Here is a 19,723-nt window from a genome sequence, read left to right on the forward strand (position 1 = left end):
TGTTGCTCCTGTTGAAATTCAAGTACATCAGCCTGCGACCGGGGTTGCCCCTCAGCCCGGCTGGCCCTGCTGTTCACCCCAGCGTGTCAGCGTGTCCCGTGCCTCCCGGTAGGGCTTTAGCCCCATAGCCAGAAGGATGATGGCGCCCACGGTAATCACGCTGGCAACGATGAATATGGAATAACGGATCGCCATGTCGTCCTGGAACACGTAGTCAGTAAACATGGCAACGGCGGTCGGCCCGATACCCAGACCGATCAGGGTAATGGTGAAGAGGTAGATCGCCGAAGCCTGACCGCGCATGGCGTTCGGCATGACCTCCTGGATGGCGGCCGGTGCAACACCAAACGGCATTGCTACAGTAAAGACGTTGAAGAACATGATGGTCCACAGCAACGGCATGTTGTCGACCAGATACACCGCATTGCACAGCAGCGTCAGAATAGCCGACAGCAGACCGACCCGCATGTTGGCATCGCGGTAGCCACGATGAGCCAAATAGTCCGCCAGACGGCCACCAAAGACGATACCCAGCGAGCCGGCAACCATCACCAGGCTGCCGTAATAGACACCGACTTCACCCGGGGTCAGGCCGTGGTTACGGATAAAGAAGGTCGGAATCCACGCTGACGCACCGTAAGAGGCGAACGACAGGCAGGCAAAACCGAAGTTGTGGCACAGCACCGCCTTGCGGATACCCAGCAGATAGCGGCCAACATCCTGCAACGGCACTGCCACACCAGCACCAATACCCTTGCGGCTCGGCTCTTTGATCGCCAACAGCACCAGACAGAACATCAGACCAACGGCACCCAGCACCAGGAAGATCAGTTGCCACGGGCGGACTTCACCCAACACCGGCAGCACCATCGGCCCCTGCGCGTTAGCCCAGGTGACCACCAGACCGCCCAACAGGAAAGCCGCGCCGGCACCGAGGTAGATACCCATGGCGTAGACGCTGATGGCGGTAGCGCGGCGATTGGCGGGGAAGCTGTCAGCAATCAATGAGTAGGCAGCGGGGGACAGCGCTGCTTCACCGGCGCCCACACCGATACGGCCAATGATGAAGTGCCAGTACTGCTGCGCCAGACCGCAGAACGCGGTCATCAGGCTCCACACGGCCACACCCGCGGCGATCAGGCCACGACGGCTCTTGGAGTCGGCAATCCGCCCCAGCGGAATACCGGCAACCGTGTAAAAAACGGCGAATGACAGTCCCATCAACAGGCTCATCTCGGTATCGGATATCTGCAGGTCCTGGCGAATTGGGCCAACCAGCAGGTTCAAAATCTGACGGTCGATAAAAGACAGAACATAGGCAATCAGCAGAATTCCTACCGTCAACCAGGCTCGTTTGGGCGACGGGTAGCTATTATTCTCGTTCACGCTATGCTCCATTTCTTGTAGTTGGAATTATCAGCATGTCGAGACTATCAGGTTCGCACAGCGAAAGTCGATTTCGAAATAAAGCGATTAGCAACTTCAATGCGCACCTATCACCGGGGGCTATGTGTTCCGCAGAGCGTTCCCGGAACCCGCCTGACAGAGCAGTCATAGCATGACTCAACCGCTAATTATGGTCGGCGCCGGCCATGCCCATCTGGTCACGCTACGCGGCTGGATTGAACAGGGTTATCACGCTCCACCCGGCAGTCTGCTGATCACCCCAGAACGCTACGCCTGGTACTCAGGCATGATGCCGGGGCTGCTCGCCGGTCGCTGGCAGACCGAACACTGCCGCATCGACCTTGCCCCGTTGTGCAACGCCACCGGCATGGCCCTGCAGGAGGGGCAACTGGTACAGCTCGACGCTGACAGCCGATTTGTAACCCTCGCCAGTGGTCAGCAGTTGCGCGCCGGCGTGCTGTCGCTCAACAGCGGCGCATCCAACCCCGCTCCCGAACACGACAACAGCATCCCGGTGATAGGTGCAAAGCCCTTTGGCGACCTGTATCAACATTGGCAACAGTGGCGACGCAGTGGCGCTCCAGCCCGCCTGGCGATTTTGGGTGGCGGCGCAGCGGCCGTGGAACTAGCGCTGGCACTGCAAAAGGCCTTGAGCGAATGCCAGATTCTGCTGTTCAGCAGCAACCCACTACTGAGCGGACAACCGCCGCGCGCTGCCCGCCTGATCCGCACCTTGCTGCTCCGGCGCGGCATAGCACTGCATGAGGGAGCCACCATTAGCCGCATTGAGAATGGCTACCTGCACGCGACCACAGGTGATCCAGTTGCTGCCGATGCGGCCATTCTGGCAACCGGCGCTGCGCCCGCTGCCTGGCAGCACAGTAGCGGGCTCGCAACCGATAGCGCGGGATTTATCCGAGTCAGCGCCACACTGCAAAGTCAGTCGCACCCGTCCATTTTCGCCAGCGGTGACTGCGCAGCACTGGCGGGCTGCCCACGCTCTGGCGTCTATGCCGTGCGCCAGGGGCCGACACTAGGTGCCAATCTGCGGGCGCTGCTCCGGGGGCAGCAGCCCCAGCAGCATTACCAACCGCAACCCAGGGCGCTGGCCCTGCTGGCCACCGCCGATCAGCAGGCACTCGCCTGCTACGGGCCATTGGCAATTCACAGCAGCGCCGCGATGTGGCTGAAGGACAAACTCGACACCGATTTCATGCGCAGCCTGCAAATGGACTGAGATCACGGTCTTGCGACCCAAGACCAAAGATCGATTGTCTAGCCATGAGACAGCTGGCTAAATGGCACAACAAACACAATAATCAGGCCCCCGAGCCCAGAACGGACACACCCGTATGCGCACCGGATTTCTCAGCAAGGCAATTCTCGCCCTGCTGCAACTGAGCACCCTTGGCTGGCTGTACCACCTTGCCGGCATCGATGCATTAGCCCCTGCCCTCATTCTCTGCCTGCTGCCCTGGATCGGTCTGCCGTGGTTCTACCCGCCCGCAGATGACGCCTCCCCGGCAATGCACGCATCAGCCGCCAGCGACAACACCGATCTAAGCGCCCGCCTTTCCCGTGCGACCAGCCAGAATGCCATCGCCGCAGCCGAGGTTGCCCATTCGGTAGAGCAACTGCGCCAGCGCCAGCAGTCGCAATTGATTGCCATCCGTCAGGTGGCCGACAGCGCGCAGCAGATCGCCGCCGAGGTCGATGCCACCAGCCAGTACGCCGAACGGGCCGACAGCGCCGCCGAGCAGGCGCGCAGCCGCAGCCAGGACGGACGCAATGCGCTGGAACAGGCAACCGCAGTCATGCATCGTCTGGCTACCCAGGCGGATGAGTCCAATACCGTGCTGAATGAGTTGAACGCTCAGACAGCCAAGATCGTACAAGTAACCGAGGTCATCGAAGCCATCGCCAGCCAAACCAACCTGCTGGCCCTGAACGCCGCCATCGAAGCGGCCCGCGCCGGCGAGATGGGTCGCGGCTTTGCGGTCGTAGCCGACGAAGTGCGCGCGCTGGCCGGCCGCACCGCCTCATCCACCTCCGAAGTCGCCGAGATTATTGAGCGCATGCACCAGCAAAGTCAGCGCGTAAATGCAGACTTCGCTGCGCTGGTCGAGCAGGTACGCGGGGGCGTAACCCTGATTGAGAATGCCGCAGGTCAGCTGGAGCAAATCAGCGCCCAGGGCAGTGAAGTCAAAACCGTGACCGAGCAGATCGCCGGCAGCAGCCTGACCAACCGTGATCAGTTGGCCAGCCTCAGCAGCGCACTGGAACAGGTGCGTAGTGATATCGAGCAAAGCGACGAGCAGACCCAGCGCCTCGGTGGCGAGGCGGTCAATCTGGTGTCGATAGCAGAACAAGTCAGTGAGATGCTGGCCGACGTGGCGCTGGACGAGTACCACCAACGTTTCTTCGATGCCGCCCAGCAGACAGCGGCCGCCATAGCCGAACGTTTCGAGGCCGATCTTGCCAGCGGACAGATTCAGCGAGCCGCCTTGTTCGACCGCAACCTGACGCTGATTCCCGGTAGCAACCCGGCCCGCTATCGCAGCGCCTTCGACAACTACACCGACCAGGTCCTGCCGGCCCTGCAGGAGCCGCTGCTGCAACAGCACCCGGAACTGGTCTACGCGATTGCCGCCATCCCGTCAGGGTACGTGCCAACCCACAACCAGCGCTTCAGCAAGCAGCCGACCGGCGACGTACAGCACGACACGCTCTACTGCCGCAGCAAACGGCTGTTCGATGATCCAACCGGACGGCGGTGCGGCAGCCACGAGCAGACACTGCTGCTGCAGACGTACAAGCGCGATACCGGTGAAGTAATGCACGACTTGTCGGTGCCGATCAGGGTGAACGGACAGCACTGGGGCGGGCTGCGTTTGGGGTATAAACCTGAGCAGTAAACAGCGGGTGCTCAGGCCACCGCGTCGAGATCACCTTCCAACCGCCGGGTGACGGCATCGGCGCAGGTCTCGCGGCGCAGGCTGTCGAACAACTCCCGCGCTTCGGGGTAATGCTGACCGAGCATGGCCAGCCATTGTTTCAGCCTGCCCGGCGCATGGCGATCCACCACCCGCAGGCGAGTCTGCCGATAGAAGTCGGCCAACCAGGGCCAGAGCGTCGGCCAGTCGAGCACTGCCGCATCGCTGTTTTGACGGATGCGCAGCCCGAGATCGGGGCAGCGCACCAGCCCGCGCCCAATCATCACCGCCTCGCAGCCACTGACCTCACGAATCCCGCGGTAGTCTTCGGTAGTCCACACCTCACCATTGGCAATCACCGGCACATCAACCGCTTCGCGAATACGCGCCAGCCATTCCCAATGCGCCGGTGGCTTGTAGCCTTCGACCTTGGTGCGCGCGTGCACGGTAATCTCGCTGGCGCCGCCATCGGCAAGCGCCTGTGCGCACTCCAACGTCTGGCTGGTGTCGGTCAGCCCAAGACGCATCTTGGCGGTGACCGGAATATGCAAAGGCGTCGCCGCACGCACGCTGGCAACGATCTCGCGCAGCAGCTCCGGTTCGGTCAGCAGCGCCGCGCCGCCGCGGTGGCGGTTAACCGTTTTGGCCGGGCAGCCGAAATTGAGGTCAATCGCCGGCGCATCCATCGAAGCCAGGAGCGCGGCGTTCTCGCCCATCCAGCGCGAATCCGAGCCGAGCAACTGCGGGCGTACCGGCACACCGGCGCGGGTGCGCCAGCCATGTTCGCTCTCCGGTACGCTGCGGCGAATGGTGGCAACGTTGAGCAGGCCTTCGGTGACCCGAATAAATTCACTCACGCACCAGTCGATACCGCCGATGCGGGTCAGCACGTCGCGCATTGGCGCGTCGGCCAGCCCCTCCATCGGGGCCAGCACAACAGGGCCACTCATACGCTCAGGGCGGCTCATGCGCTGATGCCCTGCTCCGCCAGCATGTCGAGCAGCTGCTGCTCGGTCCAGACCGTGACACCAAGCTGCTCGGCCTTGGCCAACTTGCTGCCTGCACCCGGGCCGGCGACAACACAATGGGTTTTGGCCGACACACTGCCGGCGACCTTGGCGCCCAGGCTTTCCAGATGCGCCTTGGCAACGTCGCGGGACATGGCTTCAAGCGTACCGGTCAGCACCCAGGTCTGGCCTGCCAGCGACAGTCCGCCGGACGCCTCGGCGCGCGGGCTTTCCCAATGCATTCCGAACTCGCGCAGCTGTTGCTCGATGGTTTCGGCGCCGGCACGCAGGGATTCGGTCTGAAAATACTCGCGCAGCGCCTTGATTGCCTTGTCGTTCAGCCGTTCAACCTGTTTCAGCTCCAGCCATTCGGCGTTGATGATCTTCTCCAGACTGCCGAACTGGCTCGCCAGCCGCTCAGCACCGGTATTGGCGATGCCCGGGATATTCAGTCGCGCCAGAAAATCGGCCAACGAGACGCACGCAGCAAACTCGGCCCCCAATTCACCCGGCTCCTCAGGCGTTACGCCGCGTTCCAACAGTTGATCAATCACCTGACGGTTGTGCGCATCGGCAAAGAACGAATGAATCTCATGCGCCACTTCCAGCCCGACATCCGGCAGATAGACCAGCACCTCGGGCAGCGCACGCTCGATACGCTCCAGCTTGCCGAGCGCACGCGCCAGCAGTTTGGCGGTCTCTTCACCCACATCCGGAATGCCAAGGGCATAGATGAAACGCGCCAGCGTCGGCTTCTTACTGGCCTGAATGGCGGTCAGCAGGTTGGTGGTCGACAGCTCCGCGAAGCCGTCCAGCGCCAGTACCTGTTCAAAGGTCAGCCGGTAAAGGTCAGCCGGGGACGCCACCAGCCCGGTATCCACCAGTTGCTCCACGCTCTTCTCGCCCAGACCGTCAATATCCATGGCGCGGCGCGAGACGAAGTGGATGATCGATTGCTTGAGCTGCGCCTGACAGGTAAGCCGGCCAACACAGCGGTAGACCGAACCCTCGCTAGTGGTAGAACCCGACTTGCCGCGCTTGACCAGCTGCGTGCGTTCTACCGCAGAGCCACACACCGGGCACACGGACGGCACCTCGACCGGACGCGCATCGACCGGGCGACGCTCGGTGACCACCTGCATCACCTGCGGGATGACATCACCGGCGCGGCGGATAATGACCGTGTCGCCGATCATCACACCCAGACGCGCGACTTCATCCATGTTGTGCAGCGTCGCGTTGGATACGGTGACCCCCGCCACCTGTACGGGCTTGAGTCGCGCCACCGGCGTCACCGCACCGGTGCGCCCAACCTGAAACTCAACGTCCAGCAGCTCGGTCAGCTCTTCCATGGCGGGGAACTTATGGGCAATGGCCCAGCGCGGCTCACGGGCGCGGAAGCCCAGCTCGCGCTGATAAGAAAGCTGATTGACCTTGAACACCACGCCGTCGATCTCATATTCCAGCGCGGCGCGGCGCTCGCCGATATCGCGGTAGTAATCCAGCGTGCCGTCGACGCCTTTCATCAATTTCAATTCACGGCTGATTGGAATACCCCAGCCTTTGAATGCCTGCAGGATGGCGTACTGGTTGTCGGGCAAGTCACCCTCAACACGGCCAAAGCCATAGCAACAGAACTCCAGCGGGCGGCTGGCGGTAATGGTCGGATCAAGCTGCCGCAAGCTGCCGGCTGCCGCGTTGCGCGGGTTGGCGAAGGTCTTGCTGCCCGCCTCACGCGCGCGCTCGTTCAACGCCTCAAAGCCAGCCTTGCTCATGAACACTTCGCCACGCACTTCCAATACAGCGGGCCAGCCTTCGCCGCGCAGCTTGAGCGGAATGTTGCGGATAGTACGGACGTTGGTGGAGATATCTTCACCGGTGCTGCCATCGCCGCGGGTAGCACCGCGCACCAGTAGACCGTTTTCATACAACAGGCTGACCGCCAGACCGTCCAGCTTGGGTTCGCAGCAGTACTCGACTTCAGCGCCGCCGCCGAACAGATCGCCGGCTGGCAGATCCAGCCCCTCGCGCACCCTGCGGTCAAAGTCCAGCATGTCCTGCTCGGCAAACGCGTTGCCCAGACTCAGCATTGGGACTTCGTGCTTGACCTCGCCAAAACCCGACGCCGGCGCGCCGCCTACCCGCTGGGTCGGCGAATCAGGTGTTACCAGGTCGGGATGTTCCGCCTCAATCGCCTTGAGTTCATTGAACAGCCGGTCGTACTCGGCATCCGGCACGGCGGGCTCGTCGAGAACGTAGTAGCTGTAGTTGTGCTGGGCGATTTCTTCGCGCAGAGCAAGGGCGCGGTCGGCAGGGTTGGCTTGCTGGGTCATTGGGCGACGCGATCAGTGGCTGACAGGTCGCCCATTGTAACCAAGCGCCCTGCCCGCGTCAGGCGGTCAGAGCGAGGTCAGGAAGGGATTAACGGCGCTGACTGTAATTCAGACGTTCAAACTCGGCGATGCGCTGACGATAATGCTCGATGGTCTGCGCGGTCAGCACGCTGCGCTGCTCGTCCTTCAGATCGCCGCCCAGTTCATGGGACAGCTTACGCGCTGCGGCGATCATCAGATCCAGCGCCTGCTTCGGATGACGCGGACCCGGCAGGCCCATAAAGAAGCTGACAGCACGCACGTGGCTCTGGTCCAGCTCGTCCAGGTCAAATACCCCCGGTTTGAGCGCGTTAGCCATGGAGAACAGGACGTCACCATTGCCGCTCATGCTCTCGTGACGATGGAAAATGTTCATGTCGCCAAAGCGCAGACCGCTTTCGAGGATGCTCTGGTGCAGCGCCGATCCAGGGAAACCCTCTTCATCGCGAGCAACTACATTGATAACCAGCACCAGTTCGACTGGCAGGCTTTGCTGCTCAGGCCGCGGCGCGGAGGCACTCGCGGCAGGCTTGTCGGCGGGCTTGCTCTTGCTGCGCGGCTCAGCGACGACAGGGTCAACCAGCACTGGCGGCTCGTCCAGATCCAGACCTACCTGCTCGGGCTCGTGCCACTTTTCGCCCTCAACAGACACCGGCACGTCCGGTTTGTCGTCACCAAAGGACGGCTCAGCACGCTCCTGACGGTTGACGACACGCGGCGGTCCGAGCAACTCGTCGTTGCCGTCCTCTGGGAGGTCAGCAAGATTGCGTTCGAGTTTGAAGCGGATCTTTGAGCGTCCACCCATGCGCCGCCAGCCATCAAACAGAATGCCGGCGATCACCAGCAGGCCAATGATGAAAAGCCACTCACGCAAACCGAAATCCATGAATACCCGTTCCTGTCGTCACTTTGCTGATCGGGCGGTTGACTGTCCGCCTTATGTCTGGCCGGATGCTAGCACGGCCGCCATTAAAACTACACTGCCGCCAACGCAGCCGCTTCTTCCACGTCTACTGTGACCAGCCTTGAGCAGCCTGGTTCATGCATGGTGACCCCCATCAACTGATCGGCCATTTCCATGGCGATCTTGTTGTGGGTGATGTAGATGAACTGCACCCGCGCCGACATCTCCTTCACCATACGCGCATAACGGCCGACGTTGGCATCATCCAGCGGCGCATCGACTTCATCGAGCATGCAGAACGGCGCTGGATTGAGCTGGAAGATCGAGAACACCAGGGCAATCGCCGTGAGCGCCTTTTCCCCACCCGACAGCAGGTGAATGGTGCTGTTCTTCTTGCCCGGCGGGCGCGCCATGATGGCGACACCGGTATCGAGCAGGTCGTCGCCGGTCAGTTCCAGATAGGCATGGCCGCCGCCAAACACCTTGGGAAACAGCGTCTGCAGCCCCTGATTGACCTTGTCGAAGGTTTCCTTGAAGCGTGCGCGGGTTTCCCGGTCAATCTTGCGGATGACCTGTTCGAGCGTCCCGAGCGCCTCTTCAAGGTCGGCGTTCTGTGCATCCAGGTAGCGTTTGCGCTCTGACTGCTGTTCGTATTCTTCGATGGCGGCCAGGTTAATCGCACCCAGACGCTGAATACGCGCGTCCAGCTGCGCCAACTGCTGCTCCCAATCCGTTTCACTGGCGCCCTGCGGCAGGGTTGCCAGCACGCCATGCAGGTCATAACCGGCCTCGGCCAACTGCTCCTGCAGCCCTTGGCGGCGGGTTTGCAGGTCACGCGCATTGAGCCGCTGCTCATCCAGCTGGGTGCGCAGCACCTGCGCCTGCTGTTCGGCCTGCACGCGCCGGGTTTCCTGCGCGCGCATCTGCTGGTCGACCCCTTCCAGCGCCTGACGGGCTGCACTCAGCTCCTGCTCGACCGTAATACGCTGCTCGAGCAGGGTTTCCAGCTCGATACGTTGATCGTCTTCCGGGGCCTGACTCTCTTCCAGCGTCATGCGCAGCTGCTCGCGACGCTCGGAGAGGCGCTCGGCCTGTACCTGCTGCCGCTCCAGCCCCTGACGGGTGCTTTTGAGCTGTGCGTTGAGTGACTGCGCGCGCAGCGCCAGCTGATGCGCGCGGTCTTTTTGCTGCCGTGACTGCTGACGGGCCAAATCGAGGGTTTCGCGGGCCAGATCGCGCTGGCGCAGCAGTTCTTCACGCTGGCCGGTGTCTTCGGCCATGCTGTCCAGCGCCGCCTGCAGAGTCAACCGAGCTTCGCCGATCTGCTCCAGTTCGTCACCACGCTGGCGTTTGAGTTCTTCGAGGTCTTCGCCGATGCGCTGGCGACGGGCGTTGATCTGCTCCAGACGTACCTGGCGCGCCGACCACTGCGCCTTGATCTCGCCCTGCTGACGCCCCGTGCCAGCCAAGGTCTGCTGCAGCGCGTCACGCTCCAGTTCCAGTCGCCGCAGCGCTTCACGCAACTGGTCAACCCGCTCCTGCCCTGACTCCAGCGCCGCCTGCTGTTGATCGAGACTGGCCTGCAGCTGCTCCATCTCCTGCTGACGCGCCAATACGCCGGTCTCGCTGGCCTCGCCACGACGGAACCGCAGCCAGTTGGGGCCAACCCAGTGGCCTTCGCGGGTAATAAAGGACTCGTGCGCAGCCAGGGTCGCGCGCGCGCTCAGCGCCTGCGCCAGACTCTCGGCCGGGCGAATACTGGCCAGCCAGGGACTCAGATCCAGATTGCTGCTGACCTTGTCGAGCAAGCTACCCGGCACAGTGGCAACCGTGCTACCGCGCTGCAGCAGACGCAGACTACCCTGCTCGAAACTGGCCAGCGCGGCGTCCAGCTGATCGAGGTCATCCAGCGCGATGGCCTGCAGATCGTCGGCGAGCACCGCCTCGACCGCCCGTTCCCAGCCGCTCTCGACCTGCAACTGCTCGGCCAGCAGGCCATGGCCCTGCACGCCCTGGTCTGCCAGCCAGTCACCGACGTCGCTGCCCTTGGCCAGCGCTGCCTGCTGCAACGCTTCCAGCGAGGCCAGACGGCCACTGCCACGCTGCAGTTCGCCACGGTGAATATCCTGTTCCTGCTGCAACGCGTTCAGCGTCTCGCGATCCTGCTGCAGGCGCTCGCCGACGTCGGCCAGCTGCATCTGATCCGTTTCGCTGCGCAGCTCCAGCTCGGCCAGCTGTTCCGCCAGTTCGGCCAATTCGTCATCCAGCGAGCCGGCGTTCAGCCCGCTGCGTTCATCTTCAAGACGCTGAATGCGCTCACCGAGCCGTTCGACCGACTGCTCCATGTGGCGAATGCGCGACTGCTCAACCTCCGCCTGCTGACGCGGCTCGGCCGCGCGCTGGTTGAACTGATCCCAGGCGCTCTGCCAGTTCTGCATGGCGTCTTCGGCGCTTTGCAGTGAGATCGCGATGTCTTCTTCAGCGGCCCCAGCCATTTCCAGCTCGGGCTCAATACCATCCAGTTCGGCCTGCAGGTCAGCCAGCAGGGCTTCGTCCTGGGTCAGGTGGCTCTGTGCTTCCTGCCAGGCCTGCTCGGTTTCCTCGATATCGCTGTGCAACTGACGCTGACGGTCGCGATTGAACTGCAGTATCTGCTCGATGCGGCTGATATCGGCACCGACGCTGTAATACTGGGCCTGCACCCGGTTGAAGGTCTCGGTCAGGTCACTGTGCTGATCGCGCTGTTTTTCGATCTCGCTGTCGGCGTTGCGCTGCTCGGCAATCAGCGCCTCCAGCGCCACCTCTAGGTCGCGTACCCGGTGCTCGCGCTGGCCCACCTGCTCATTCAGACTCTGCCAGCGCAGGGCCTGCAACTGCGCCTTCAACTGCCGCTCTTCAGCCTTGTATTCCTTGTACTTCTCGGCCGCCTGCGCCTGCCGATGCAAATGCGCAAGCTGGCGTTCCAGTTCTTCACGCAGGTCGGTGAGGCGCGACAGGTTCTCGTGGGTACGGCGAATACGGTTTTCGGTCTCGCGGCGACGATCCTTATAGCGGGAGATACCGGCGGCTTCTTCAATAAACAGGCGCAGGTCTTCCGGCTTGGCCTCGATCAGGCGCGAGATCATGCCCTGTTCGATGATTGAGTAGCTGCGCGGCCCGAGACCGGTGCCCATGAAGATATCGGTAATGTCGCGGCGACGGCACTTGGTGCCATTGAGGAAATACTGGTTCTGCGCCTCGCGCGTAACCTTGCGGCGAATGGAGATCTCGTTGTACCCGGCGTATTCGCCCTGCAGGGTGCCATCGCTGTTATCGAACACCAGTTCGATGGACGCCTGCCCGACCGGCTTGCGCGAGTTGGAGCCATTGAAAATGACGTCGGTCATCGACTCGCCGCGCAGATTCTTGGCCGAGCTTTCGCCCATGACCCAGCGCACCGCATCGATGATATTGGACTTGCCACAGCCGTTCGGCCCGACTACCGCGCCCATATTGGTCGGGAAGTAAACGGTGGTCGGATCAACGAAGGATTTGAAGCCGGCCAGCTTGATGCACTTGAGTCGCATTGGGGGGCATGTCCTTGCACTGCCTTGCCGCTGGCCGAACCGACCAGCCAAACCCGCATTTTTACCCGGTCTGCCCGGTGATGAGAAGCCCCTGCGGCAAATACTGGCCTGAGGTCACTGCTTGCGGCACACTTTCGGACACCAACCCTAAGGACACGAGACCGCATAATGGCCCTGGAATCACGCCTCGACAGCCTCTACAGCAAAATCATGAACGAGGAAGACGCCAGAGTCTGCAAGGACATTCCCGATTCCGCTTGCTCGGACGTACCGCAGAACTTCTTTCTGCAAGTGCTGGCCAACACCCTGACCAGCCTCGGCGACACCCTGACCAACCCGAAAACCACCCTCGCCTGGCTGCTGGGTGTCGTCGGCGCACCGGTTGCGCTGATCGCCTGGCTGGTGCCGATCCGTGAGTCCGGCTCGATGCTGCCACAACTGCTGATCGCGGCATGGATACGCCGCCTGCCGTATCGTCGTGGCGTTTGGGTCATTGGCAGCCTGCTGCAAGCGCTGGCGCTGCTGGCGATGGGCGCGGTGGCCTGGTTCTTCGAAGGGACACTGGCTGGCGGCCTGATCATTACCTGCCTGATCGTCTTCAGCCTCGCCCGCGGCCTGTGCTCGGTAGCGAGCAAGGATGTGATCGGCAAGACCGTTCCCAAGACCCGCCGCGGCCGCCTTAACGGCCTGGCGACCAGCCTGTCCGGCTGGCTGGCGCTGGCGTTCGGGGTCTACTGTCTGTTCTTCCCGCCAAGCGACGATGACATGCTGTTCTACGCCAGTCTGCTGGTTGCCTCAGCGCTGCTTTGGCTCGCTGCCGCGGCCGTCTATCGCCGTATCGACGAGGCTCCCGGTGCGACCGAAGGGGGTGGCAACGCCTTCAGCCACGCGCTGGGTAACATCAGCCTGCTGCGCGATGATGCACCCTTTCGGCGTTTTGTTGTCACCCGCGCGCTGCTGCTGTGTTCGGCGCTGTCTGCGCCGTACTACGTCGTTATGGCGCGGGATGTGGAAAGCGGCTTTGGCATGCTCGGCGCCTTCCTGGTTGCCAACGGCCTGGCCAGCAGCCTGAGCGCCGGTATCTGGGGGCGGATGTCGGATGCATCGAGCCGCCAGGTGCTGATTCGCGCCGCGCTGCTGGCAAGCCTGCTGGGGCCGATAGTGATTGCAGTTGATCGTTGGGCCAACCTGCCTGACGCGCTGCACGCCTGGCTGTTTCCGCTGGCATTCTTCGTGCTCGGCATTGCCCACGCAGGTGTTCGCGTTGGTCGCAAAACCTATGTGCTCGACATGGCTGGTGGCAACAAGCGCACCGACTACGTCTCGGTCAGCAACAGCGTGATCGGCCTGATTCTGCTCGCCACTGGACTATTCGGCCTGCTCAGCTCGCTGATTGGCGCCGCCGGCATGCTGTTACTGCTGTCGGGCATCGGCTTGCTTGGCGCCCTGCTGGCAGTATCGCTGCCGGAAGTACAGCAGGACTGATTCAGAGCGCCTGAATCCAGTCTCGGGCGGCGTCCGCCTCGCTCATTGAAAAGACCTTTACCTCGACATTCGGAAGCAGGCGCCCAGCCACACTGGCGACGACCTCCAGCCAATGCTGGTCGGTAACCACCGCTTCGCGCTCGAAGCGCGTCCAGTGACTGAGGCTGTATTTGAGGTCTCGGTAGAAGGCTTCGGCGGACATCCCTTCAAATGCAGGCATCTCAACGTAGATCCGCGCCTTGGGGTGCTCCGCCAACTTGGCATCAAGCACCTTGTAAATCTCGTCCAGCATGTCACTGGTGATCTTGCCTTCGATGCGGATGCCCAGCACCTTGTCGTTAGCAAAGGGAATCTGAGTGAACATGGCGATCGCCTCCTGTCTGACACTCTCCCGCTGGTGGTGAGAGCATGGCCGTTTAGACAACAGGAAGCAGAACTTGATTCCCGGCCGAACGGCCGGGAATCTGCAGGGACTTACTCGACGGGCTGGTTGATAACCAGTTGATAGACCTGCTCGGACCCCGCGCGTACATCATCAACACGACCCAGGTGCGTGCCACTGCGAGCGTCACCATCGAGCGACACGCGTGCCACCAGTTCCAGCGGCTGCTCAGCGCTCAGATGCACACCGGGCAGCATGGCGTTGGCCTCACTCAGGCTCAGCTCCAGCGGCAGCTCGGCCAGTGTCAGACGCTTGGCCGCCAAAGGCATCGGCGGGCCGTTCGGGTCACGAATAAAGACAAACACGCTGGCATCGTCCGGCAGACTGGCGCGCAGTGCCGGATCGATGCTGATCTGCGCCTTGACCGCCAGTTGGACCGGCGCTTCCGGCGGCGTTTGCCCAGCGTCGATCATGCGCTGCCGGGCGCGGTCGATGCCGCCCTGAATCGCCTGAATACCGGGGCTATCAGCCGCCATGCCCTGCTGCAGCGCCTGCCAGTAGCGAATCGCACCGGCAAAGTCGTCAGCCTCAAAGGCAGCAATACCGAGCAAGCCCAGGGCGGTAGGTTGCTGCGGGTCCAGCTCGATGGCCTTGTCCAGCGCCAGCGCGGACTCGGCATCGAGCTTGTTGCCGTTGGCGAAGTAGCGTGCCTGCGCCAACTGCGCCAGCACCTCAGGCTGCTCACCCAGCCGCGCCAGCGCATTGCCGAACGCATCAGCCGCCTTCTCCGGATTCTGCGCACTGATGTAGGCACGCCCCAGCATGTACCAGGCTTCGCCGTTTTCCGGCTGCACCTTGACCACACGCTGAGTACGATCAATCAGGGCTTCGAGGGAGTCGACCTGCGGTGTCGCCTGCATTTCGCGGTACAGCGCCAGACCATCCGCCGCGCCCCACTGGCGATAAAGGCCCAGCACTGCCAGCGGCAGCACCAGCACAGCGATGATCAACAGCCAAGTGAACTGGCGGGTCAGCGGTGCCTGACGCGCATCGGCAGCGGCGGTATCTTCCAGCAGCAGACGACTGGCCTCACCCTTGGCGGCCGCCAGCTGCGCCTCGGTCAGGTCGCCGGCACGCGCCTGGGCTTCAAGCTCGGCAACCCGCTCTTCATACAGCGCAACGTTCAGCGCGGTGCGATCCACCCGCTCTAGGTGCTGACGACGGCGCAGCGGCCACAGCACCAGCAAGGCCGCGACAAGCAACAGCGCGGCAGCTCCCAACCACAAATCAATCATCTTGGCTCTTCTTGTTCAGCAGGTCGTCCAGCCGCTGTTGTTCCTGCGGCGACAGACCGGTATCCGGCGATTCGCTCACCGCCCGTTGCCGGCGGCGAACCAGTAAGACAACTGCCAGCATCCCCACCAGCAGGAAGAACAGCGGACCAAACCAGAGCACCAGGGTGTCGCGGTTCAGCGCCGGCTTGTAGCGCACGAACTCGCCGTAGCGCGCGACCATATAGTCGACGATGTCGTCGTCGCTGCGGCCGTCCTGCAGCAACCGAAACACCTCCTGGCGCAGGTCAGCAGCAATTGGCGCATCAGAGTCGGCGATGTTCTGGTTCTGACATTTCGGGCAACGCAGCTCGGAGCCGATGGCGTAGAAACGATCGCGCTCCTGTTCGGAACTGAACTCGAAGGTATCCACCGCTGCGCTGGCGCTGCCGAGAACCAGCAGCAGACCCAGTGTCAGCCAATGCAGACGTCGGCTCATTTGGCCTCCTCGATCAGCGCCTGATAACGCGCGCCCAGATCGGTATCCCAGACCCGGTCATCGATCACGCCAATGAATTTGTGGCGAATCACACCCTTGGCATCGATCAGATAGGTTTCCGGCGCACCGTAAACGCCCAGATCGAGCCCCAGGCGGCCATCGGCGTCACTGATGTTCAACTGATAGGGATTATGAAAATCCTTCAGCCACTTGATCGCATCCGTGCTGTTGTCCTTGTAGTTGACCCCGTAGATCACTACACCGTCAGCAGCCAGGCGGTTCAGCACCGGATGCTCCACGCGGCAGGCGACGCACCAGGTGGCCCAGATATTGACCAGCGCCGGGCCCTTGAGATCAGCCTGGGTAATGCGCGGCTCACCGTCGATTACCGACGGCAGATCGAAGCTCGGGAACGGCTTGTTCAGCAGCGGCGAGGGCAATTCCAGCTCGGTAACGCCCTCTTCCTTGGTCATCAGACTCTGCAGAAAGAACCCGGCCATGACCAGAAACAGCAGCAGCGGCAAAATCAGTAACAGACGACGCATCAGGCAAGCTCCTCGGCAACGCGATTGGCCGGTTTGTCGGCGCGCTGACGCGCCTTCAGACGGTAGCGCTTATCACTGGCCGCCAGCAGACCACCGGCCATCATCATCAGACCGCCCAACCAGATCCAGCGTACGAACGGCTTGATATGCACCCGCAGCGCCCAGGCATCGCCTTCCAGCGGCTCGCCCATGGCGACGAACAGGTCGCGGGTGAAGCCGGCATCGATGCCCGCCTCGGTCATTACCTGGTTTTTCACCCGGTACAGACGCTTCTCCGGATGCAGGGTCGTGAGCAGGCGATCATTGGCGTAAACGCTGACCGTGCCCTGATCAGACACCCAGTTCGGACCCTCGCGGTGGCGCACGCCATCAAACACGAAGGTGTAGCCGCCCAGATCCAGGCTGTCGCCTGGCGCCATACGCAGGTCGCGCTGGTTGTCGAACAGGCTGGCACCAACCACCCCAACAGCGCAGACGGCGATACCAACGTGCGCCAGTGTCATGCCCCAGTAACTACGCGGCAGCGCACGCACACCGGCAACCAAACCCTTGTTGCGGCTCTTGTGCAGGATGTCGCGCACACTGGCGCCGCACACCCAGATCACCAGCAGCAGCATGCTGCCAACGGCAAGTTGATGGGCGCCGATCCAAAGGGCAATCCCGACGGCGCCGACCGCAGCGAGCAACAGTACCCACTTGAGCTGACCGACCAGCCAGTCCAGCGGGGTCTGCTTCCAGCGGCTGAGAATGCCCACACCCAGGGCAGCCATCAGAATCGCCATCAGCGGCAGGAACATGCCGTTGAAGTACGGCGGGCCAACCGACACCAGCGTATCGAACGCCGACATGATCAGCGGATACAGGGTACCGAGCAGGACCATCAGCGCTGCCACCACCAGCACCACGTTGTTGACCAGCAGCAGGGCTTCGCGCGAGTTCCAGGCAAAACCGATCTGACTCTTGACCACCGGCGCGCGCAGGGCATAAAGCAGCAGCGAACCACCGACCACGACCAGCAGGAAACCAAGCACGAACACCCCGCGCTCCGGATCGGTCGCAAAGGCGTGAACCGAGGTAAGTACACCGGAGCGCACCAGGAAGGTGCCGAGCAGACTCAGCGAGAAGGCCGCAATGGCAAGCAACACAGTCCAGCTCTTGAAAACCCCACGCTTCTCGGTCACCGCCAGTGAGTGAATCAGCGCCGTACCGACCAGCCATGGCATGAACGAGGCGTTTTCGACCGGGTCCCAGAACCACCAGCCGCCCCAGCCGAGCTCGTAATAGGCCCACCAGGAGCCGAGCACGATACCGATGGTCAAGAAGGCCCAGGCAACGATGGTCCAGGGCCGCGACCAGCGTGCCCATGCGGCGTCCAGACGACCACCCAGCAGCGCCGCAATGGCGAAGGCAAAGGCCACCGAGAAACCGACATAGCCCATGTAAAGCATCGGCGGATGCACAATCAGGCCAAAGTCCTGCAGCAGCGGATTGAGGTCATTACCGTCAACCGGATGGAACGGCAACTGTCGATCAAATGGGTTGGAGGTAATCAGCATGAAGCACAGGAAGCCAACACTGATCATGCCCATGACCGACAGCACGCGAGCCAGCATTTCTTCCGGCAGGTCGCGCGAAAAAATCGCAACGGCAAAGGTCCAACCGGCCAGAATCATCGCCCACAACAGCAACGAGCCCTCGTGCCCACCCCACACCGCGCTGACCTTGTAGAACCACGGCAGCGCAGAGTTGGAGTTCAGCGCCACATAGGTGACGCTGAAGTCATCTATGACAAAGGCCTGCACCAGGCAGCCAAAGGCAAAGGCAACGAACAGGAACTGCGCCGCCGCGGCAGGCTGCCCCAGGCTCATCGCCATGCCGTCGCCACGCCAGGCGCCGTAGAGCGGCACGGTCGCCTGCAGTACCGCCAGACACAGTGCAATGATCAGGGCGATCTGCCCAAGTTCGGGAATCATGCTGCGCCCCTTATTCCGCTTGCTGCTGTGCGGCCTTGTTGGCCATGGCGTCGTTCATGGCCTTGGCCACTTCCGGCGGCATGTACTCTTCATCGTGCTTGGCCAGCACCTCGTCGGCCTCCAGCACGCCCTCGGCATTCATGCGACCCAATGCGACGATACCCTGCCCTTCACGGAACAGGTCCGGCAGGATGCCACTGTAGGCAATGGTCACCGCCTTGGCGCCGTCAGACACATCAAAGCGCACATCCAGCGAATCGCTGGCGCGCTTGACGCTGCCCTCAACCACCATACCGCCAGCGCGAATACGCGCACCCTGCGGCGCTTCACCGTTGGCGATCTGGGTTGGGGTGTAGAACAGATTGATGTTCTCGCGCAGGGCGGTCAGGGCCAACGCCACGGCGGCGCCCACTCCCAACAGAACCAGCAGAATCAGAATCAGGCGTTTCTTGCGTGCGGGATGCATCAGGATTCCTCTCGCCGACGACGGCGTGCTTCGGCCTGCACCAACCGACGACGTCCGATCATCGGGGTGAGGAACAACAGGATCAGAACTGCAGCCGTAATTCCGTAGGCAGTCCAGACATAGGGGCCATGTCCACCCATGGCAAAGTAGGTCGCCAGGTCGCTCATGAATTAGTCTCCAGCGCGTCTCGTACCCAACGGGTCTTGTGCTCGCGCTTCAGGATTTCCAGCCGCATGCGCATGAACAGGTTCAGCGTAAACAGGCCGTAAAACGCCAGTACCATGATCAGCAGCGGCAGCCACATCTCCGGCGGCATCGCTGGCTTTTCGGTAATGGTAAAGGTGGCAGGCTGGTGCAGCGTGTTCCACCAGTCCACCGAGTATTTGATAATCGGGATATTGATCACCCCGACAATAGCCATCACCGCTGTCGCCTTGGCCGCGGTATCACGATTGCTGATCGCCATGCGCAAGGCAATGATGCCAAAGTACAGAAACAGCAGGATCAGCATCGACGTCAGTCGGGCATCCCACTCCCAGTAGGTACCCCAGGTCGGCTTGCCCCAGATCGAACCGGTGATCAACGCGACGAAGGTCATCCAGGCGCCGATCGGCGCAGCACACTGCAGAGCAACATCCGCCAGTTTCATCCGCCAGACCAGACCTACCACGCCAGCAACCGCCAGCATCATGTAACAGGACTGGGCGAGAATGGCCGCTGGGACATGGATATAGATGATGCGGAAGCTGTTGCCCTGCTGGTAGTCCTGCGGGGCAAACACCAGCCCCCACACACTGCCGACAACCAGTGCCAGCAGACTGAAGACTGCGATCCAGGGCATCAGTTTGCCGCTGATCTCATAGAACCATTTGGGCGAGCCCAGTTTGTGGAAAAACGTCCAGCTCATTCGCCG

Annotated in this window: 16 protein-coding genes; 3 read left to right on the plus strand and 13 right to left on the minus strand. The window is 62.2% G+C overall.

The window, feature by feature from the left end:
* Positions 1–51: 51 nt before the first annotated feature.
* Positions 52–1,386 carry an MFS transporter gene (locus tag AAFM31_RS01320; RefSeq protein ID WP_341706086.1) on the minus strand — a complete coding sequence of 445 codons (1,335 nt, stop codon included), beginning with the start codon at positions 1,384–1,386 and terminating at the stop codon, positions 52–54.
* 172 nt (positions 1,387–1,558) lie between these two features.
* Here AAFM31_RS01320 and AAFM31_RS01325 point away from each other — a divergent pair, with 172 nt between their 5' ends.
* Together AAFM31_RS01325 and AAFM31_RS01330 are read left to right on the plus strand one after the other, a co-directional pair.
* Entirely contained in the window at positions 1,559–2,644 is a 1,086-nt protein-coding gene (locus AAFM31_RS01325; RefSeq protein ID WP_341706087.1) for an FAD-dependent oxidoreductase, read from the plus strand.
* 115 nt (positions 2,645–2,759) lie between these two features.
* On the plus strand, positions 2,760–4,322 hold the full coding sequence (locus AAFM31_RS01330) for a methyl-accepting chemotaxis protein (RefSeq protein WP_341706088.1): 1,563 nt from the start codon (positions 2,760–2,762) through the stop codon (positions 4,320–4,322).
* A gap of 11 nt (positions 4,323–4,333) precedes the next feature.
* Here the strand turns inward: AAFM31_RS01330 and AAFM31_RS01335 are convergent, their stop codons facing one another.
* The 4 genes from AAFM31_RS01335 to smc all read right to left on the minus strand — a co-directional run bounded on the left by AAFM31_RS01335 (position 4,334) and on the right by smc (position 12,189).
* Positions 4,334–5,308 (minus strand): tRNA-dihydrouridine synthase family protein, encoded by a 975-nt coding sequence (locus tag AAFM31_RS01335; protein WP_341706089.1) that lies wholly within the window; start codon positions 5,306–5,308, stop codon positions 4,334–4,336.
* The gene (gene ligA, locus AAFM31_RS01340; protein ID WP_341706090.1) at positions 5,305–7,680 is read right to left on the minus strand and encodes an NAD-dependent DNA ligase LigA; all 2,376 of its coding nucleotides are present in this window, start codon (positions 7,678–7,680) and stop codon (positions 5,305–5,307) included. Before ligA ends, AAFM31_RS01335 begins: the two co-directional genes overlap by 4 nt.
* An 88-nt stretch (positions 7,681–7,768) precedes the next feature.
* Entirely contained in the window at positions 7,769–8,605 is an 837-nt protein-coding gene (zipA, locus tag AAFM31_RS01345; protein WP_341706091.1) for a cell division protein ZipA, read from the minus strand.
* Between the two features lie 89 nt (positions 8,606–8,694).
* Positions 8,695–12,189 carry a chromosome segregation protein SMC gene (smc, locus tag AAFM31_RS01350; protein ID WP_341706092.1) on the minus strand — a complete coding sequence of 1,165 codons (3,495 nt, stop codon included), beginning with the start codon at positions 12,187–12,189 and terminating at the stop codon, positions 8,695–8,697.
* A gap of 168 nt (positions 12,190–12,357) precedes the next feature.
* On the opposite strand from smc, the gene AAFM31_RS01355 reads away from it, so the two are divergent.
* Complete coding sequence (locus tag AAFM31_RS01355) at positions 12,358–13,674, plus strand: MFS transporter (RefSeq protein ID WP_341706093.1); 1,317 nt, start codon at positions 12,358–12,360, stop codon at positions 13,672–13,674.
* 1 nt (position 13,675) lies between these two features.
* Here AAFM31_RS01355 and AAFM31_RS01360 read toward each other — a convergent pair whose 3' ends face one another.
* From AAFM31_RS01360 to AAFM31_RS01395, 8 genes are all read right to left on the minus strand, one after another.
* Positions 13,676–14,038, minus strand: coding sequence for an STAS/SEC14 domain-containing protein (locus tag AAFM31_RS01360; protein ID WP_341706094.1), 363 nt, complete (start codon positions 14,036–14,038; stop codon positions 13,676–13,678).
* Positions 14,039–14,148: 110 nt separating this feature from the next.
* Positions 14,149–15,351 carry a c-type cytochrome biogenesis protein CcmI gene (ccmI, locus tag AAFM31_RS01365; RefSeq protein WP_341706095.1) on the minus strand — a complete coding sequence of 401 codons (1,203 nt, stop codon included), beginning with the start codon at positions 15,349–15,351 and terminating at the stop codon, positions 14,149–14,151.
* Positions 15,344–15,826 carry a cytochrome c-type biogenesis protein gene (locus tag AAFM31_RS01370; protein WP_341706096.1) on the minus strand — a complete coding sequence of 161 codons (483 nt, stop codon included), beginning with the start codon at positions 15,824–15,826 and terminating at the stop codon, positions 15,344–15,346. The genes ccmI and AAFM31_RS01370 overlap by 8 nt, the downstream gene beginning before the upstream one ends.
* Entirely contained in the window at positions 15,823–16,371 is a 549-nt protein-coding gene (locus tag AAFM31_RS01375; RefSeq protein ID WP_341706097.1) for a DsbE family thiol:disulfide interchange protein, read from the minus strand. Before AAFM31_RS01375 ends, AAFM31_RS01370 begins: the two co-directional genes overlap by 4 nt.
* Positions 16,371–18,344, minus strand: coding sequence for a heme lyase CcmF/NrfE family subunit (locus AAFM31_RS01380; RefSeq protein ID WP_341706098.1), 1,974 nt, complete (start codon positions 18,342–18,344; stop codon positions 16,371–16,373). The genes AAFM31_RS01375 and AAFM31_RS01380 overlap by 1 nt, the downstream gene beginning before the upstream one ends.
* A gap of 10 nt (positions 18,345–18,354) precedes the next feature.
* Positions 18,355–18,810, minus strand: a complete 456-nt coding sequence (gene ccmE / locus AAFM31_RS01385; protein WP_341706099.1) for a cytochrome c maturation protein CcmE — start codon at positions 18,808–18,810, stop codon at positions 18,355–18,357.
* Complete coding sequence (gene ccmD, locus AAFM31_RS01390; protein ID WP_088273675.1) at positions 18,810–18,977, minus strand: heme exporter protein CcmD; 168 nt, start codon at positions 18,975–18,977, stop codon at positions 18,810–18,812. Before ccmD ends, ccmE begins: the two co-directional genes overlap by 1 nt.
* The gene (locus AAFM31_RS01395; protein ID WP_341706100.1) at positions 18,974–19,717 is read right to left on the minus strand and encodes a heme ABC transporter permease; all 744 of its coding nucleotides are present in this window, start codon (positions 19,715–19,717) and stop codon (positions 18,974–18,976) included. Before AAFM31_RS01395 ends, ccmD begins: the two co-directional genes overlap by 4 nt.
* Between the last annotated feature and the right edge of the window lie 6 nt (positions 19,718–19,723).

Origin of the sequence: Halopseudomonas sp., assembly GCF_038130085.1 — a bacterium.
Classification (GTDB): Bacteria; Pseudomonadota; Gammaproteobacteria; order Pseudomonadales; family Pseudomonadaceae; genus Halopseudomonas.

Coding starts and splice junctions, on each gene's coding strand:
- AAFM31_RS01325 (WP_341706087.1), top strand. CDS start 1,559: ATGACTCAACCGCTAATTATGGTCGGCGCCGGCCATGCCCATCTGGTC.
- AAFM31_RS01330 (WP_341706088.1), top strand. CDS start 2,760: ATGCGCACCGGATTTCTCAGCAAGGCAATTCTCGCCCTGCTGCAACTG.
- AAFM31_RS01335 (WP_341706089.1), bottom strand. CDS start 5,308: ATGAGCCGCCCTGAGCGTATGAGTGGCCCTGTTGTGCTGGCCCCGATG.
- ligA (WP_341706090.1), bottom strand. CDS start 7,680: ATGACCCAGCAAGCCAACCCTGCCGACCGCGCCCTTGCTCTGCGCGAA.
- zipA (WP_341706091.1), bottom strand. CDS start 8,605: ATGGATTTCGGTTTGCGTGAGTGGCTTTTCATCATTGGCCTGCTGGTG.
- smc (WP_341706092.1), bottom strand. CDS start 12,189: ATGCGACTCAAGTGCATCAAGCTGGCCGGCTTCAAATCCTTCGTTGAT.
- AAFM31_RS01355 (WP_341706093.1), top strand. CDS start 12,358: ATGGCCCTGGAATCACGCCTCGACAGCCTCTACAGCAAAATCATGAAC.
- AAFM31_RS01360 (WP_341706094.1), bottom strand. CDS start 14,038: ATGTTCACTCAGATTCCCTTTGCTAACGACAAGGTGCTGGGCATCCGC.
- ccmI (WP_341706095.1), bottom strand. CDS start 15,351: ATGATTGATTTGTGGTTGGGAGCTGCCGCGCTGTTGCTTGTCGCGGCC.
- AAFM31_RS01370 (WP_341706096.1), bottom strand. CDS start 15,826: ATGAGCCGACGTCTGCATTGGCTGACACTGGGTCTGCTGCTGGTTCTC.
- AAFM31_RS01375 (WP_341706097.1), bottom strand. CDS start 16,371: ATGCGTCGTCTGTTACTGATTTTGCCGCTGCTGCTGTTTCTGGTCATG.
- AAFM31_RS01380 (WP_341706098.1), bottom strand. CDS start 18,344: ATGATTCCCGAACTTGGGCAGATCGCCCTGATCATTGCACTGTGTCTG.
- ccmE (WP_341706099.1), bottom strand. CDS start 18,810: ATGCATCCCGCACGCAAGAAACGCCTGATTCTGATTCTGCTGGTTCTG.
- ccmD (WP_088273675.1), bottom strand. CDS start 18,977: ATGAGCGACCTGGCGACCTACTTTGCCATGGGTGGACATGGCCCCTAT.
- AAFM31_RS01395 (WP_341706100.1), bottom strand. CDS start 19,717: ATGAGCTGGACGTTTTTCCACAAACTGGGCTCGCCCAAATGGTTCTAT.